This window comes from Algibacter sp. L4_22 (genome assembly GCF_023473045.1).
GTDB lineage: Bacteria > Bacteroidota > Bacteroidia > Flavobacteriales > Flavobacteriaceae > Algibacter.
Window position 1 is genome coordinate 118,515 of record NZ_JAMCOK010000008.1, and the last position, 16,234, is coordinate 134,748.

Below are 16,234 nucleotides of genomic sequence, written 5' to 3' on the forward strand. Positions count from 1 at the left end.
TCAATCAAAAAACATCTTATGAAATCACAATTAAAAAATTTAAGCTTAACAAAAGGTTTTTTCTTATTAACGCTATTTTTATTTTGCCATGTTACTCTGGCTCAAACAAAGTCCGAAAAAATAGATCAACTTGTTAGTAAGTATAGCGAGTACGGTAAGTTCAATGGTTCTGTTTTAGTGGCAAATCAAGGTGAGGTTATTTTTAAAAAGGGTTACGGCATGGCAAATATGGAATGGGATATGCCTAACGCTCCAAATACAAAACACCGTTTAGGTTCTATTACCAAGCAATTTACCGCTATGCTTATTTTGCAACTGGCTCAAGATGGTAAGTTGGATTTACAAGCACCTATAACCACTTATCTTCCAGATTATCCTAAGGAAACAGGAAATATAATTACGGTACATCATTTATTAACCCACACGTCGGGTATTCCAAATTACACCTCTTTTCCTGGTTTTATGGAAGATGAAAGTCGAAATCCATATACACCAGAAGCGTTTGTGAAAAAGTTTCAAGATAAACGTTTAGATTTTACACCAGGAGAACGATTTAGTTATAGTAATTCTGGATATTTTTTATTGGGTGTTATTGCGGAAAAATTATCAGGTAAAAGCTATGAGGTTTTATTAAACGAAAATATTTTTGAACCCTTAGGTATGCATGCTACTGGTTTTGATAATCACAGTGATATTTTAAAAAATAGAGCAACCGGCTATGAGAAAGAAGCCGGAAGTTATAAAAATTCTAAATATTTAGATATGTCTATTCCGTATGCCGCAGGTTCAATGTATTCAACAGCTGAAGATTTATATATTTGGGATCAAGTACTTTATACAAATAAGATGCTCTCTAAAAAATATATGGAACTCTATTTTAAACCTCAAATTTCTGCTTGGGGCAACAGTCATTATGCCTATGGTTGGGGTGTTGGTTACAGAAAGATGGGAACTTCTAAAGATAGTATTTATGCCATTGAACATGGAGGAGGAATTAATGGGTTTAACACCAATATACTTAGAACACCTTCGGATAAATCGTTAATAGTACTTTTAAATAATACAGGAGGAGCTCCACTGAATTCAATATCTAATGCTATTTTAGGAATTATAAATAACAAAGCCTATAGCATGCCTAAAAAATCGGTAGCAGATGCTATGCTAACGGTTATTGAAGCAGAAGGAATCGATGCAGGAATTACTCATTATAATGAAATTAAAGATTCTGAATTTTATAATTTAGAAGAAAGTGATTTGAATGCTATGGGATATAAACTGATGGGTTCTGGTAATATAGAAGCATCTATTAAAGTGTTTGAGTTAATTATAGACATTTTTCCGAAGTCATCAAATGCTTATGATAGTTATGCCGAAGCTTTAATGAATTTAGGTAAAAAAGACCTAGCTATTGTTAATTATAGAAAATCAGTAGAATTAAACCCTAATAATCAAAACGGAATAGATTTCCTAAAAACGTTAGGAGAGGATGTCAGTGACTTAGTAAAAGAAGTTGAAGTGACAGAAGCTATATTAGAAACTTACATTGGTAATTACGAACTCATGCCAGGATTTATCCTTGCAGTTACTAGAGAAGGGAATCAACTTAAAACTCAAGCAACGGGACAACCTGTATTTGATGTATTTCCAAAATCTGAAAACGTTTTTTATTTAAAAGTAGTTACAGCGCAATTAACTTTTAATAAAGGTGAATCTGGAAATATAGAAAGCGTAACATTGTTGCAAGGTGGACGTGAAATTACAGGTAAACGTATAAAATAATTACATTCATCAATTGATGAAAACAAACACCTTTCATGATGTCATGGAAGGTGTTTGTTTTTTTATAAGGATCAATTATCTTAAAAAAATGCAGTGTTAAAAACGTTTTAAAGTTTTTACGAATTACTGTTTTAAGCATAACTTTGTGATATGCAAAAAAGACAATTAGGATTACACGGATTTGAAGTAAGTGAAGTAGGTTTAGGATGTTGGCAATTAGGAGCAGATTGGGGGCAAGATCTATCCAAAGACACTAGTTTTAATATCTTAAACGAGGCTGTAAAAAACGGAATTACTTTTTTTGATACAGCTGATGTTTACGGTGATGGAAAAAGTGAAACTCTTATTGGCGAATTCTTAAAAACGACAGAAAAACCAATACGAGTAGCTACTAAATTTGGTCGTGGCGGTAATGCATATCCAGATAAATATACAAAAGCTGTGCTACGCGAAAGTGTAGAAGCTTCTATAAAACGATTAAGAGTAGATTCGCTCGATTTACTGCAGCTCCATTGCATACCAATTCAATATTTAAAAGATGGCGATATTTTCGATTGGCTACGTGAATTAAAATCCGAAGGACTTATAAAGCATTTCGGAGCTAGTGTAGAAACAGTAGAAGAAGGTCTAATTTGTTTAGAACAACCTGGTTTGTTATCCCTACAAGTTATATTTAATATATTTAGGCAGAAACTTATTACCGATTTATTACCCCAAGCAAAAGCGAAAGGTGTTGGTGTTATTGTGCGTTTGCCCTTAGCAAGCGGCTTGTTATCGGGTAAATTTACGAAAGACACGACGTTTCCGGAAAACGATCATCGTAATTATAATAAAAATGGAGATGCCTTTAATGTAGGTGAAACTTTTGCCGGTTTACCATTTCAAAAAGGTATAGAAATTGTAGAAATCATAAAAACAGACATTTTACCGAGTTCATTAACTATGGTGCAATTAGCTTTACGCTGGTTACTTGATCACGAAGCTGTAAGTAGTATTATTCCAGGTGCAAGTTCTCCAAAGCATGTTGTTTCTAATGCAGGAGCTTCAGATTTAGAAGTATTATCACCCGAAGTTCATGAGGCATTAACCGATTTGTATAAAACAGAAATTCACAATCAAATTCGTGGAGGATATTAGGTTTTGGTGATTTTTTGAGTAGATTCAGTTTTATAAAAGGAACTTTTTTTCCTGTTTTAAGAAATGTTAGGACTATTTGGTTTTAACTTTGTTAGTCTTTGCAGAAGTTCATGCAATTGTTCAAAATATTTAATAATAAAACCCTTTATTTATTTACCTAATTTTCAGGTAATCTATGAAAGAATTTGAAACTAGCAGTATTGGACTGGAAGCCTTAATATTAAGAAACCATCAAATATTAATATTTGATGGTTTCTTCTTTTCGAGCTAAAAGAGTTTTAAGGATGTAATTTTTTCTTTAGAGCATTAAGTTCTATTTCAGTTTCTCTTAAATTTTTTTGAGCTTCTTTTAGTTTTTCATGATTACCAGAAATATGATGATCATATACCTCAAGTGAGAAATTTTTATAGCGATCATGTAGTGCTTCTAATTGATTGCGCTCGTCTGGATGATGTTGCATAATTGTAATGATTATTAAATTATTAATATAAAATTTTATTTTTCTGCTTTAGTAGATATAAAATGCCATCTAAACTAAACGTTCTATTTCTTTATTGAGCTCATATTTTAAACGTATTTACATTTGTTTGTTAGCTCTTTTTATGTTACTTGAGCAACGTAGTGTAAAATTAATTAGTAAAATATCTAATTATAACCGTGATAGATCACTTGGTGTTTTTATAAACATAGCTTGATGGCCCCTAATAGCTATTGGTTCTTTAAGAAGTTTTGAGTTTTTCTGAAGTACTTTAATCCAATCATTTGCAGAAAAACAGGAATCGTGAAGTCCTTCATCAAAATCCTTATGTTCTTTATTAACCAAACCTTCTATAGTAACGTTTAATTTACTTGCCAATTCTTCTAGTTGTGTACCTGTGAAAATGTTGGTTACTATATTTATATCTCTTAGTATATAGCCTTGGCCTTTGGCATAACCCAAAGTTTTTGATGAGCTTGGCTTATCTGGGTTATAGTAGAGTATTATTTCTCTTTCTGAACTTGCTAATTCTGGCATGTTTTAATTTTTTATTTATAATAATACTTCAAAAATAAAGCTTGAAAGGCAAGTTAAGTGCTACTTAGGTAGCACTTTTTGTTTTAAATCTAAATTAACTTTACTTGTAATTTTAGACAAAGTGATAGGTGCCGAAATATTAATAGAGCCTATATATTAAATTCAGGATTTTACTTTAAAAATCGAAGTATATTATCCAGAATTATATAAACAGTTAGACCAAACACTATATCAAAAAATGTTTTCTAGAGTTTCTACAGAAACACTTCAAGACTACTTACACGAACTCAAAATAAAGTTATAAACTTTTAAAAAGCAATATATTATGAGACAAATACAACAATTTAATGATGAAACGGAAGCCTGTATTTTAGAAATTGAAACAAATTATCCTGAGTTATACCATGTTTTGGAAGAAACACCTTTTAGAGGAATAAGTTCAAGTGAGCCTATTTCTGCTGAAGACTTAGAAGATTATTTAAACACTCTAAAAGAACAGCTTCATACTTTTCAAAAGAAATAAAAATTTAATAATGAATGAAAATGTCCAGAAACTTCAGAAAGATAAACTTAAGGCCATGTATTTTCAAACCGAAGAGTGGATTGAAGATGTTGAGTTTTATGAAGAAGAATTAGAGTTTTTTAATAGCCTAATTTCAAATCGCATAAATACTACTACAATAGAAGATTTAAATCATAAAGAAATATATAGAAATAAAGATAATTTGCTCTGGAAATTATCCGATGATGTTTTGAGTGAAATAAAAGTACATAGAACAGAATTAGCAAGATTGCTTGACACCAAAAATATAACAGAAAATATTGAAGAAAATAAAACACATCTTCATCTTTTAGAAAAAACAGATAAGATTAGAAACGGTATTAAACAACTAAAAAAAGCTTTGTTCAAATACGTTAAAGATCACCCTTTTAAATTTCAATTCGACACTGTTATTGAAGAATTATGACTAAAACTAAAAATCATGAAAAACACATTTTTAATAATTTCTTTCTTACTTACAGCAACAATTAGTAAAGCTCAAAGCGATTATCAAATTATAGAGAAAAGTTTACCATATAATAAACTAGCAACTAGTTTTACCACAAATATTATAGGTGTTGGAGAAAGCCTATCTATTTATAATTGGCAAAAATTTATTGAAAAGCATAGCGGTACAACCTACGTAACTTCTTATGGAGAAGGTGATATCGATCTTGAAAGCAAACACGTTAAATTTCCGTTGTTAAAAAATCAACTTGTTACCATTTACTCAAGGTTTGCACCAAATAATTCTGAAACTGGAGTTTTATTAACCATTTGGATTCAAAAGGAAGATGGAACTTACTATTCTTCAAAAACAAATCCAGATTCTGGAAAAAATATTAAGCAATGGTTATTGCTTTTCCATAATGAATTGATGGATTTAAACCGTACACATTAAAAAAAATTAAATACATAATTAAAATGAAAAATACACTTACAATGCCAATGAATCATAAATACTGGTGGATACAAATCCTATTAGGTATTGCATTAATTGGCTTCGGTTTATGGTTTTGGTTTACGCCAGTAGAAACCTTTATTACACTAGCTATATTTTTTAGTGCGTGGATGTTCGTTACAGGAATTTTTGAAATTATTAATGCTATCGGAGTTAGTAAGAATTCTGAGCAGTGGGGTCTTTATCTCATTGGTGGTATTGTCGATTTAGCTATTGGCGCAATACTAATGGCAAACGAAAATATAACTATAAAAATTTTGCCATTATTTTTAGGGTTTTGGTTATTATTTAGAGCTATAATGTTTATTGTGATGTATTATGAGTTAAAAAGTAAATCGAAAGAGGCCTCTAGTATGTTACTAATTTCAGCCGTATTATTTGGTGTTTTTGCTCTAATAATATTGGCTAAACCGCTAGTAGGCGATTTAGTAATAGTATATTCTACGGGTTTTGCCTTTTTCTTTTTCGGTGTGTATCGAATTATCTTAGGTCTTAATCTTCGTAAAATGCAATAATTATTAATGTTGAAATTTTAAAAAAGGCGCTTTGTAAATAAAGCGTCTTTTTTTATTCTAAAATAATAGCCTAAACATGTAAGTGATGAACTATTTATTTAATGTGATTATTATTCTTTAAAATAAAAAAAATGGATTAACTTGTTTATTAATAGTTGTTTAAAAGTGTTTTTTTTGTGTTTTGAATCGGAATTGTAAAGCTTTTTTTTATAAAATAATACACTGAAATTATTTTTTTTGTTTTTGATAAAGTTATTCAAAATAGATTAACTTTATATTATACATTTTTAAAAGTGAATTTTAGAAATGTGTAATATAAACGCTTGACTAATAAGGTATATATATGCCTAAATAGGTTATAATCTATATAAAGAAAATGAAAATACGAGAATACATTTTATTGTTTGTTTTAACTGTAATTGCTAGTAATATTTATGGGCAAACATTAAGCAACGAAAAAATAACAGCCCAAATTGAATTCTATAAAAATGATATTCGTGGGCCTTACAAAAGTATCCAATGGTTTTGTGATGATGGCACTATGCGAGCAGCTAAAGATCCATGTCCAGATGAAATTGGAGGGGTGCAACACGCAACTTATAAAAATGAAGTTATTACTTTGGGGCAAAGTAATCATGTTTTTTTAGGACAAATTTTAGCCTATACAGATAAAACCGATTTTTGGGATATTTCAAAAAATCACTCACGTTTAAAACAATATCAATTAGGTAGGTATTTAGCACGTGTTGATGATGGTTGGATTAATAAAAAGGGGCAGTTTTATCGTGGGTCTATCCAAATTGAAGATGAAGAAGTTTGGGGTGTAAAGTTTTATAAGTGGTTGCTTTCTAAAGATGAAGTCCTTTTAAAAAATTATTATTTGGTGTTACAATCATTAAAAGATGTGCCGCATCAAGGTGATGATGATTTATCTCAATTAATGCGTTCACAATCTAAAGTAATCTCAGATCAATATGGGAAATTTATGGATTTACGGGTTAAAATCCATAGTAACCCAGAGGTTATAGATATTGAGAAAACACTTGCTTTTAAAAAGGAAAATGCATTAAAGTTATCAAGTACACTTAGTAAAAAAATAGATGAGCTTGTTGCAACGATGCAAAAATTTCATAAACCGGTTAGTTTAGATGAATTAATGGAACTTGTTGATAAATTGCAAGGCGAATCAGGTTTAAAAACATCCCTTAAAATATTTATTTCTGAAAATAGTAATACTAACGATGCCGCTTCTTTAACAAAAGAAGCAGCCAAAATGTTGTTAGATATTCGTCTAAATAGCGTGAATGAAAAAGGTGGGGCACAACGATTAATACTTTTAGATATTGCTAATAAATTAGAAACTGTTGTTTTTAAAACATCTGCAGATTGGCAACCAAAAACGGTTCGCGAACAATTAGAAAAAGTAGATGCTTTGGCGATGGCTGCCGCAGGAACTGGAGCTATTGAGTTATGGGAATGGGAGCAAGTAGCAGCAACATTACAACCAAATACATCTAAGAAAGCAACATTAGGAGAACTTACCAAAAAGCTTGAAGCAGCACGTGGTATAGTAGAGTGGAGTTCTGCAATGGTTAAGGCTAATTATCAAGATGTGGTAAATATGTATACTGCTTTCGAACCTAAAGCTTATAGTTTTATTGACGATCGTATTCGTTCATCAGTAGCATTACAATTAGGTAAAGCAGTTGGAGATTTAGGTGCTTTTATTGCAAAAGAATCTTCGTTATCTAATAAGGTTCTTAACTTATCTAACCAAAGTAGTATTCGAGGTTTAAACCCAGGTTATGCCTTTGGAGAGTTGGTAGTTGTAAATGGAAATCCAGACGATATAGAAGTATCTAGCGATAAGATTTATATTTTTGAACGTGCTCCTGCAGATTTAAAACCAGTTGCAGGTATTGCAACAGTGGCAGAAGGTAATTTGGTGTCTCATGTGCAATTGCTTGCGCGGAATTTAGCGATTCCAAATGCGGCTTTATCCGATGAGAATTTAAAAAATCTGATGGCTTTTAATGGCGAGAAAGTTTTTTATGCCGTTTCAAATCGAGGTACGGTTATTTTAAAAGAAGAGTCTAAAATGACTGCTGAAGAAAAAGGCTTGTTTGCTAAAAAAGTGCGTAAAGAAGATAAGATAGAAGTACCTGTTAAAGATATTCGTTTGGATCAAACCAAAATATTAAATCTACGAGATGTTGATGCTAGTGATTCAGGGAAATTATGTGGGCCAAAAGCGGCTAATCTCGGACAATTAAAATCTATGTTTAAAGATAATGTGGTGGAAGGTTTTGTAATTCCTTTCGGAATTTTTAGAATTCACATGGATCAAGCTATGCCTAATCAAGGAAAAAGTTATTGGGAGTTTTTAAATGCGATGTTTGCTGAGGCTGAAATAAAAAGAAGTCAAGGTGTTTCTGAATCTGAAGTAGAGAATTTTCAATTAAGACAATTAGAAATTTTGCGATCTGCTATTAAAATCATGCCTTTAAAATCTGATTTTACCACTGAAATTTCAAAGTCATTTGAATCTATTTTTGGTAAATCAATAGGCAGTGTTCCTGTGTTTTTAAGAAGTGACACTAATATGGAAGATTTAAAAGATTTTACAGGAGCTGGGCTTAACCTTACTATTTTTAACGCCGCTGAAAAAGAGAAAATTTTACAAGGCATCAAAGATGTTTGGGCTTCGCCCTACACAGAACGTAGTTTTAAATGGAGACAGAAATATTTATTAAATCCAGAGAATGTATTTCCTTCTATTTTAGTGATACCTTCGGTAGATGTAGATTACTCTGGAGTATTAATTACAAAAGGGATTTCTTCAGGTAATGAAGATGATTTAACTATTGCTTTTAGTCGTGGAGCAGGTGGAGCAGTAGATGGTCAATCTGCTGAAACATACAATATTGGTATGGATGGTAAAGCACAATTATTATCGCCCGCTCGTGATGCATATCATAATACATTACCAGTAACAGGAGGAACTGGCAAAAAATTAGAAACGTTTGAAAAACCGATATTAAATGCTCAAAATATTTTAGAAATAAGTGAACTATCAGCTACGATTAGAAAAACTATGGCCAAAAAAACTAAATCGGATTATAAGGGAGCTTATGATGTAGAACTTGGTTTCAAGGATAATAAATTGTGGTTATTTCAAATTCGTCCTTTTGTAGAAAATAAAAGTGCATTAGGTTCAGATTATCTAAAATCAATTACACCAACAATTAACACTCAAAAAGAAATTTTACTGAATACAACATTATAATATCATGATAAAAACAATTAAAATAATAGTATTAGCTGTAATTTGTATGGCTTTTACATCTCCAGTAAACGATTCTATTTATCCAATAGATGGTTATCAATATTCGGGAATAAAAAGATTAAAATATTTACAACTATCTATTTCGGGCGATTTACCAGATGCTAAATTACCATTAGGAGCGTATAAAAGTATTAATGATATTAAGTTGAATTTGCTATCACGAGCACAAAATAAAACGGAAGATATTTTAATTGAAAACCCAGGGTTACAAAAGCAAATTGATGCCTTATTTCCAAGATTGGATAAAAGTTATTCTGTGGCTATTTTAGATATTTCTAAACCAGATAGTTTACGTTATGCGCAACAAAATGAAAGTCGAGGATTTCAACCAGGTAGTGTTGGTAAATTAGTTGTTGTTACTGCGTTATTCGATCAATTAGCTAAAATATACCCTAACGATTATAGCAAACGTGTGGCATTGTTAAAAACTAAAATCGTTAAAGGCGGTAATTGGGTGTTAACAGATGAGCATACTATTCCTGTATTTAATATAGAAACCAATAAACTGGTAAAGCGCCAAGCTGTTGCAAGCGATGTGTTCTCGCTTTTTGAATGGGCAGATCATGCATTATCAGTTAGTAATAATGGGGCAGCAAGCGTTGTGTGGCGCGAGGCTTTATTAATGGCAGCTTTTGGAGAAAAATATCCAACTATGACTCAAGCCGATGCGGATGCTTATTTTAGTGCAGGTCCTAAAAACGATATTACAGATCTTGCTGTATCTATAGTAAATCAACCCTTAAGAGATTTAGGTATCACTGAAGATGAGTGGCGTTTGGGCACATTTTTTACAAGAGGAGTAAATCCTTATGTAGGAAGTAAAGGTGGTAGTATTGGTTCTCCTTTGGGTTTAATGAAATGGATGTTACAGTTAGAACAAGGTAAGATTGTAGATAAGCAATCTAGCTTAGAAATAAAACGTTTAATGTACATGACGGATAGAAGAATACGTTATGCGCAAGCACCAGAATTACGCGATGCTGCAGTATATTTTAAATCAGGAAGTTTATATAAATGTGATAAAACCAAAGATCAGGCTTGTGGTAAATATAAAGGAAATGTTTTTAATTACATGAATTCCGTTGCCATTGTAGAGCATGCAGATGGTTCAAAATATATGGTGTGTTTAATGACGAATGTATTGGGGAAAAACTCGGCAGGAGATCATTTAGCTTTAGCAAGTAGAATTGATAAAACTATAAGAAATGTGCAATAAATGGTGCAGAATCTCATTTTTTTAAGAAAAGAACTAAACAAGATAGGTTTTTTATTACCTTCGGTGAAAGCTGAATAACTTCCGTAAGTGAAATGGTTTAATAATAATACATAGAATTAATAAGTAAAAAATGAAATTTAAAATCATTCACGAAACTAAATACACTTTTAATTCTGAAGTTTATTTAGAGCCTCATCAATTACGATTAAAACCGAAGGGAACATCATTTTGCAATTTGGAATCTTTCGATATTGAAATTTTCCCAAAACCAATAGGAATTAAAGAACAATTTGATCCTGAAAATAATGTAATTAACTTTGCATGGTTTGATAAAGGGACAACAAGTCTAGACATAAGGAGTACTTCGGTAATAACATTATCGGAGTATAATCCATTCAGTTTTATTATTTATCCTTCAGAGTATCTTAATGTTCCGTTTGAATATTCCGATGACTTAAAATCAACATTATATGCTTCTTTAGAGAAAGCTTATATTAATCAATTGTTGATAGATTATGTAAATAAAACTTTAGAAAAATCTAATAACACAATGGACTTTATTGCTAATCTTACTAAACAAATTCATCAAGATTTTCAATTAAGCTATCGTCATGAAGGTTCTCCTTTTGAGCCTAATAAAACATTTGAATTAAAAAATGGATCTTGTCGAGATTTGGCTTGGATGCAAATTCATTTATTACGAAATTTTGGAATTGCTGCCCGTTTTGTAAGTGGTTATTATTATATTGAAATGGAGTATCCTAGTTACGAATTACATGCTTGGGTTGAGGTGTATATACCAGGTACAGGATGGATTGGCTTTGATCCTAGTCACGGTATGGTAACGGGAAATACACATATCTCTTTGGCATCATCTTCAGATTTTAATCAAGCCATGACAATTACTGGTTCGGTTAGAGGTAGTGCGAGTTCAGAGTTAACAAACTATCTTTATATTCTAAAATTCTAATTACGGGTTAATAACATTTAAAGCCTTTTGCGAAAATGTTTTCACTCGTATATCTTTATGGTTTAGTAAAGGCGTAATAAGTTCAATATATTTTGAATCGCCCTTTTTTTCTATAAGGTATAGAACTGCAAGTTTCAGTTTTACATCTTTACCATCAAGGATGTTTTGAAAACACTCCATTTCGGTAAGTTTATTTTTGCTAATAGTTTCAATAACTTCTTCCGAAGTTGTATCAAGAATAGTGGCCTCAACAATAGGGATAAGTGCACTTTTTAAATCAGGATTTAGTAGAATATCCAAGAACTCAATAGCATTTGTTCTTTTATCCTGTTCATCACTTAAAATACCTTTGTAAGCCATTCTCACATCATTTTGAGAATAGCGCAATTCAAGAAGTTTAAAAATACGCTCTAAACCATTTTCCAACCTACGTTCCAATAATTCAATTAAGCTTTCACGAGCTTTCATTTCTTCATCTGGGATGGCGAATTTTAATTTTTTACGACGTAGATAATGCACTATAATTTGAGTGTGCATCGCGTTTATAGAGTTATTATAAAGCTTGCATTCTTCAAGTATAAGTTTCGCTACTTGTTTTTCGTTAAAATGAAAAGTACTATTCGTTTCTTTTAATTTAGAGAGTTGTGCTACACATTCTAATCTTACCGATAAATCTTCGGAATCTTTAAAACTAATCAAAATAGTATCTACAGCATTCTGAGAATTAAAAGCAGCCATTACTTTTGGAATAAACCGTTTTACAGCAACAGCAATATCGTTGGAGAAGAGTTTTTCTTTTAAAACTAAAACCATGGCATTACCATAGTTAGTTAAAGCTTTTATCGAGACTTCACGAAGTGTTTTATCTAATAATTTGTATAACAAGGCATCAACAAAAAAGACGTTTATTGTATTACCAGCGGCAACAATGGCTTCTTTTTGGATTATAGGATGGCTGTTATTTTCTATAGCGTCTAGAATGGTTTGGTAGCTTTTTTTGTAGTCCGAAAAACCTATAAGGCTAAGTAGCTTAATTTTTTCTTTTTGTTGTAATTCATCAGGGAAAGAAACTATTTGTATTTTCTTGTTTTCAATCCTATTAAAAAGATCGTATTTAACTCGCAAGGAATAATTGTCTCTAGATTCTTTAGCTAAACACAATAAAGCGGCATCAGCAATATAATGGTCTTCATGATCTAGATAACTATCAAAAACAATAGTTTCATCGTGATCTGCATGAAGTAATAAATACTCTAGCGTAGCCATTACCAAATTATCGTCTTGTGTGTTTAAAAATTGTTTAACTTCAAGGTAAATACTTTTTTCATTTAAGAAGAATAAATTCCGAAGTGCTTCAGCTTTTACTTTGTTCGATGGATGGTTTAATAAACCAGAAATAGGTGTAATCAGGCGCTTATCATTAATCTCTTTTGCCTTGTCTAACATAAATAGAATTTCGCTTTCTTCACCATTTTGAAATACATTATACATGCCTTTTAAAAAGGATTCGTTAGAAACTAAAGCTTTTTTTCTTTTACTGGTTACAGGTACTATAGCTTCAAGGTTTTTCTTAAAAGATAAGAAGTATTCTTTTCTAACTTTAAAAACAAAATACGTCCAAGTAAAGGTAAGTAGCACAATAAACACCATAATATACATAGGTGAAACATCGAGTCCTTTTATCAAGAAAATAAGAATACAGCCTGCGATACCAGTCGCTATACTATCTACAACAACATCAATATAAGATTTAGTTCTTTTTTTAAGTTGAAAAGGAAGCGGCAAGGCAATGAGTTCTACTGCAGATTTATTAATGGATTGTTTTAAACTCGCATCCGAAGCTTTTAATAAAATAACCACCCAAAGTTCTGGAAATACGAAGAACAATAATCCTCCTAAAAACACTAATATAGGCAGTAATAGTAAAGAAAAACCAACGCCCCAAACACCAACAATTTTACGTGTTAAGAATAATTGAAGGAATAACGAAGCCACGTTGAAAGATGATAGCCAAAACCCGAAAAAGGAGGTAAGTTCATCACTATCTGTAATGCGCTCTCCTGCAATATAACTAAATTGATAATCTACAAGTCTAGCAGTAATAACACCTACGGCTATAATTGCTGCTAAATAGGTTAAATGGTTTGAACTTAAAATGAGTTTTAGTGGGTTTTCTTCTGAAACTGAAATACGTTTTTTCTGTTTAAAAACATTAAGCACAGATACTTTTGTTTTCCAAATTTTATCTAATAAAGGAAAGCAGAGTATCAAGAAAAAAGCGGCAACAAATATGAGGTTTTCATTTCCTATAAAAGGGGCGAGTATGGTTGTGAGGTAACCTCCAAAAATACCACCAGTAATAGCTCCAGCTCCTATAAATCCAAATAATCGTTTTGCTTCTCTAACATTAAAAACGAGATTAGCTAGTATCCAAAATTGAGAGGTTGCTAATACGGCATAAATAGCTACACCTGTATAAAAACCATATAATACCCAACCTTTTATTAAATTGAGATGTAAAAGTGTACCTAATATAACTAAACTAATTATACTAAAAAGTAGGGTGAACTTAATAATGTGGTTTAAGGGGAAACGTTCTGTAGTTTTGGAATAAAAATAAGAACTAATCACTGCTGTAATGGCAACTAATAAGTATCCGTAAGGAAGATTTTCTGCTCCTAATTCCGAAATAAAAAGGGCACTAATTGTAGGCTTAATAATTAAGAGGGTAGCAATTACTAAAAAGATATAGCCCTGCATGAGTAGAGCTATTTTTAATTCTCCGTCTCGAATATCGAATACTTTCTTTAGGGCTATTTTTATCATTTAAGGGATCTAGTCAATACGTTTTATTTGTTGTGTTTTGAAATATTAGTAACTTTATTTACAACTTTAACTGGTTTAAAAGGCATATTAATTGTTAAGTACCTTTTCAATAGGAATAATTAAATCTCTTATAATTTGTTCTCCATTATTATCATTAATCAAAGCTACTAAAATATAGCGACGATCGGGAGAACCCCAAACTAATATCGAATCTGAATGGAATGATTTCCATGATCCCGATTTTCTAAATAAGCGTGCTTTTGGGGCTATCCTATCTAAAGTGTTTACAAATTTATGATGCAATGCAGGGGCTTCTAATATATCGAGCATTTGTTTAGAACGTGTTGGGTTAACAAGTTCACCTTTATAAAGTAAATAATAAAACCGGCATACTTGAGTTACCGTTGCAGCATGACTTAAATTTTTTATAGGCTCACGATTAGTGGCACCACCAGCTGCATAACGTTTTCCTACCCATAAACCTCCACCAGTTTCTTCATCATAAAGGTTATATCTATCACTAGTAAGTACTTTTTCAATTTTATCATAGCCTAAACGATCTATCATTCGGGTGGTTGCTGCGTTATTGGAGTTACTTATCATCAACTTCATATCATTTTTAATCGTAGTTGTTTCAACAAGTTCTCCTTTCTCCATAGCATCCATGGCAGATAATAATACCGCGATTTTGGGTAAGCTGGCCGCATACATCATTTCGTTGCCGTTTACTCTTGCAAATTTAATATTGTTTTTATCCGATAGGTCTACAAGTCCAACAGCCATTTTCTTTTGACTAATTAGGGTTTTCCATTCTGCATGTTTATTCATTTCAGAATCTAACTTTTTTTGAAGTGAAATATCTAAAAGGTTTCTAAGTGGTTTATTTTCGGTATTAATTTTTACAGGTAATTCTTGTGCTTTCGAAAAAGCAGAGATCAATAGTAGCACTATTAATGTGTTTATGTTTTTCATCTTAAGCTTTAATAAATTGAATAGCAAAGGCAATAAGGACGCTAACTGCTAGCCCTATATTAACTTTTGCAAGGTCTTTAACAATGATTTTATATGAATAATTAAGTTGTTCTTTTTTCAATAGGTAATTAATAGCTAATTCACGACCAGCTAGAATACCTATAAACGTCCAAGTTGTACTCATAGGAACAGAACTTAGTGTTCCCAAAGCATACAATAATAAACCGTAAATAAAATCTATAATGGTAGCGGAACGTATATTTCCTGTATTCGATTTTTTAGTTACAATTTCTTGAATTTTACCACCTTTGTTTTTAAATATATATGCCATAATAAGCAAAATAATTGCTAGTGAAATAAGCAATTCTTGTAATGATAATGCTCGTGGTAAAAAGACATAAATATTAGCAAAATCTTGAATTAGCCACTGCGACCAAAGAAATCCAGTAGAAAACCATTGCGCGATTAACCAATATTTTTTTTTATCTTCTTTTTCAAGCTTTTCAAGTCCAAGTTGAGATTCAAATTTTCTAGCAATAATGTAATAAATAATAATGGCCGAAACAAATGCTAAAGCGTAACCTATAACAGATTTATATATCATTTTTTCAATAATAGCGCTAGATGAAAAAACGCTCAAAATCATAAATGTTGTACTAACAGGAATACCAAAACGAGTAATAACGAGTAACGATAATGGTGCTAATAAATACCACCATTTAATTGTATCTGGCAATGGAATTTTACCTAACCTACCATAAGAAACATCTCCTGCATTTATATACCAGCCATAAAAAAGAGTTGTTGTTAAAATAGTAGCTGCAAATGCCCAAAGCAGCCACCACTTTTTATTACTATTAGATGCTAAAAACGTACCTAAAGTCTGTATAACATCGTTTGCTATTACGGCATACGCTGTTATAATAAAACCTAAATATATAATTATAGTATTCAT

14 protein-coding genes are annotated in these 16,234 nt (G+C 31.4%); 9 read left to right on the forward strand and 5 right to left on the reverse strand.

Annotated features, from left to right (window positions below):
• Nucleotides 1–18: 18 nt before the first annotated feature.
• Both M4I23_RS17930 and M4I23_RS17935 read left to right on the forward strand, forming a co-directional pair.
• Complete coding sequence (locus M4I23_RS17930) at nucleotides 19–1,779, forward strand: serine hydrolase (protein WP_249755305.1); 1,761 nt, start codon at nucleotides 19–21, stop codon at nucleotides 1,777–1,779.
• 150 nt (nucleotides 1,780–1,929) lie between these two features.
• Nucleotides 1,930–2,916 carry an aldo/keto reductase gene (locus M4I23_RS17935; RefSeq protein WP_158851096.1) on the forward strand — a complete coding sequence of 329 codons (987 nt, stop codon included), beginning with the start codon at nucleotides 1,930–1,932 and terminating at the stop codon, nucleotides 2,914–2,916.
• Between the two features lie 278 nt (nucleotides 2,917–3,194).
• On the opposite strand, the gene M4I23_RS17940 is transcribed toward M4I23_RS17935, so the two are convergent.
• Both M4I23_RS17940 and M4I23_RS17945 read right to left on the reverse strand, forming a co-directional pair.
• Nucleotides 3,195–3,377, reverse strand: a complete 183-nt coding sequence (locus M4I23_RS17940; RefSeq protein ID WP_158851094.1) for a hypothetical protein — start codon at nucleotides 3,375–3,377, stop codon at nucleotides 3,195–3,197.
• 189 nt (nucleotides 3,378–3,566) lie between these two features.
• Complete coding sequence (locus tag M4I23_RS17945; RefSeq protein ID WP_249755306.1) at nucleotides 3,567–3,932, reverse strand: arsenate reductase family protein; 366 nt, start codon at nucleotides 3,930–3,932, stop codon at nucleotides 3,567–3,569.
• Between the two features lie 325 nt (nucleotides 3,933–4,257).
• On the opposite strand from M4I23_RS17945, the gene M4I23_RS17950 reads away from it, so the two are divergent.
• The 7 genes from M4I23_RS17950 to M4I23_RS17980 all read left to right on the forward strand — a co-directional run bounded on the left by M4I23_RS17950 (nucleotide 4,258) and on the right by M4I23_RS17980 (nucleotide 11,481).
• Entirely contained in the window at nucleotides 4,258–4,455 is a 198-nt protein-coding gene (locus tag M4I23_RS17950; RefSeq protein ID WP_249755307.1) for a hypothetical protein, read from the forward strand.
• A gap of 10 nt (nucleotides 4,456–4,465) precedes the next feature.
• A complete protein-coding gene (locus M4I23_RS17955; protein WP_249755308.1) occupies nucleotides 4,466–4,900 on the forward strand; it encodes a hypothetical protein in 435 nt (144 codons plus the stop codon).
• A 15-nt stretch (nucleotides 4,901–4,915) separates the two neighbouring features.
• Complete coding sequence (locus M4I23_RS17960; RefSeq protein WP_249755309.1) at nucleotides 4,916–5,374, forward strand: hypothetical protein; 459 nt, start codon at nucleotides 4,916–4,918, stop codon at nucleotides 5,372–5,374.
• 23 nt (nucleotides 5,375–5,397) lie between these two features.
• On the forward strand, nucleotides 5,398–5,949 hold the full coding sequence (locus M4I23_RS17965; RefSeq protein WP_158851084.1) for an HdeD family acid-resistance protein: 552 nt from the start codon (nucleotides 5,398–5,400) through the stop codon (nucleotides 5,947–5,949).
• A 376-nt stretch (nucleotides 5,950–6,325) separates the two neighbouring features.
• On the forward strand, nucleotides 6,326–9,235 hold the full coding sequence (locus M4I23_RS17970; protein WP_249755310.1) for a PEP/pyruvate-binding domain-containing protein: 2,910 nt from the start codon (nucleotides 6,326–6,328) through the stop codon (nucleotides 9,233–9,235).
• Between the two features lie 4 nt (nucleotides 9,236–9,239).
• Entirely contained in the window at nucleotides 9,240–10,511 is a 1,272-nt protein-coding gene (locus M4I23_RS17975; RefSeq protein WP_249755311.1) for a serine hydrolase, read from the forward strand.
• Nucleotides 10,512–10,641: 130 nt separating this feature from the next.
• Complete coding sequence (locus tag M4I23_RS17980; RefSeq protein WP_249755312.1) at nucleotides 10,642–11,481, forward strand: transglutaminase family protein; 840 nt, start codon at nucleotides 10,642–10,644, stop codon at nucleotides 11,479–11,481.
• Here M4I23_RS17980 and M4I23_RS17985 read toward each other — a convergent pair whose 3' ends face one another.
• From M4I23_RS17985 to M4I23_RS17995, 3 genes are all read right to left on the reverse strand, one after another.
• Nucleotides 11,482–14,307, reverse strand: coding sequence for an NTP/NDP exchange transporter (locus M4I23_RS17985; RefSeq protein WP_249755313.1), 2,826 nt, complete (start codon nucleotides 14,305–14,307; stop codon nucleotides 11,482–11,484).
• A gap of 87 nt (nucleotides 14,308–14,394) precedes the next feature.
• Complete coding sequence (locus tag M4I23_RS17990) at nucleotides 14,395–15,279, reverse strand: serine hydrolase (RefSeq protein ID WP_158851074.1); 885 nt, start codon at nucleotides 15,277–15,279, stop codon at nucleotides 14,395–14,397.
• A 1-nt stretch (nucleotide 15,280) separates the two neighbouring features.
• On the reverse strand, nucleotides 15,281–16,234 hold the full coding sequence (locus M4I23_RS17995) for a hypothetical protein (protein ID WP_158851072.1): 954 nt from the start codon (nucleotides 16,232–16,234) through the stop codon (nucleotides 15,281–15,283).

What these genes read in the sequence shown, in the direction of transcription:
- M4I23_RS17930 (WP_249755305.1), top strand. Translation starts at nt 19, where the DNA reads ATGAAATCACAATTAAAAAATTTAAGCTTAACAAAAGGTTTTTTCTTA.
- M4I23_RS17935 (WP_158851096.1), top strand. Translation starts at nt 1,930, where the DNA reads ATGCAAAAAAGACAATTAGGATTACACGGATTTGAAGTAAGTGAAGTA.
- M4I23_RS17940 (WP_158851094.1), bottom strand. Translation starts at nt 3,377, where the DNA reads ATGCAACATCATCCAGACGAGCGCAATCAATTAGAAGCACTACATGAT.
- M4I23_RS17945 (WP_249755306.1), bottom strand. Translation starts at nt 3,932, where the DNA reads ATGCCAGAATTAGCAAGTTCAGAAAGAGAAATAATACTCTACTATAAC.
- M4I23_RS17950 (WP_249755307.1), top strand. Translation starts at nt 4,258, where the DNA reads ATGAGACAAATACAACAATTTAATGATGAAACGGAAGCCTGTATTTTA.
- M4I23_RS17955 (WP_249755308.1), top strand. Translation starts at nt 4,466, where the DNA reads ATGAATGAAAATGTCCAGAAACTTCAGAAAGATAAACTTAAGGCCATG.
- M4I23_RS17960 (WP_249755309.1), top strand. Translation starts at nt 4,916, where the DNA reads ATGAAAAACACATTTTTAATAATTTCTTTCTTACTTACAGCAACAATT.
- M4I23_RS17965 (WP_158851084.1), top strand. Translation starts at nt 5,398, where the DNA reads ATGAAAAATACACTTACAATGCCAATGAATCATAAATACTGGTGGATA.
- M4I23_RS17970 (WP_249755310.1), top strand. Translation starts at nt 6,326, where the DNA reads ATGAAAATACGAGAATACATTTTATTGTTTGTTTTAACTGTAATTGCT.
- M4I23_RS17975 (WP_249755311.1), top strand. Translation starts at nt 9,240, where the DNA reads ATGATAAAAACAATTAAAATAATAGTATTAGCTGTAATTTGTATGGCT.
- M4I23_RS17980 (WP_249755312.1), top strand. Translation starts at nt 10,642, where the DNA reads ATGAAATTTAAAATCATTCACGAAACTAAATACACTTTTAATTCTGAA.
- M4I23_RS17985 (WP_249755313.1), bottom strand. Translation starts at nt 14,307, where the DNA reads ATGATAAAAATAGCCCTAAAGAAAGTATTCGATATTCGAGACGGAGAA.
- M4I23_RS17990 (WP_158851074.1), bottom strand. Translation starts at nt 15,279, where the DNA reads ATGAAAAACATAAACACATTAATAGTGCTACTATTGATCTCTGCTTTT.
- M4I23_RS17995 (WP_158851072.1), bottom strand. Translation starts at nt 16,234, where the DNA reads ATGAATACTATAATTATATATTTAGGTTTTATTATAACAGCGTATGCC.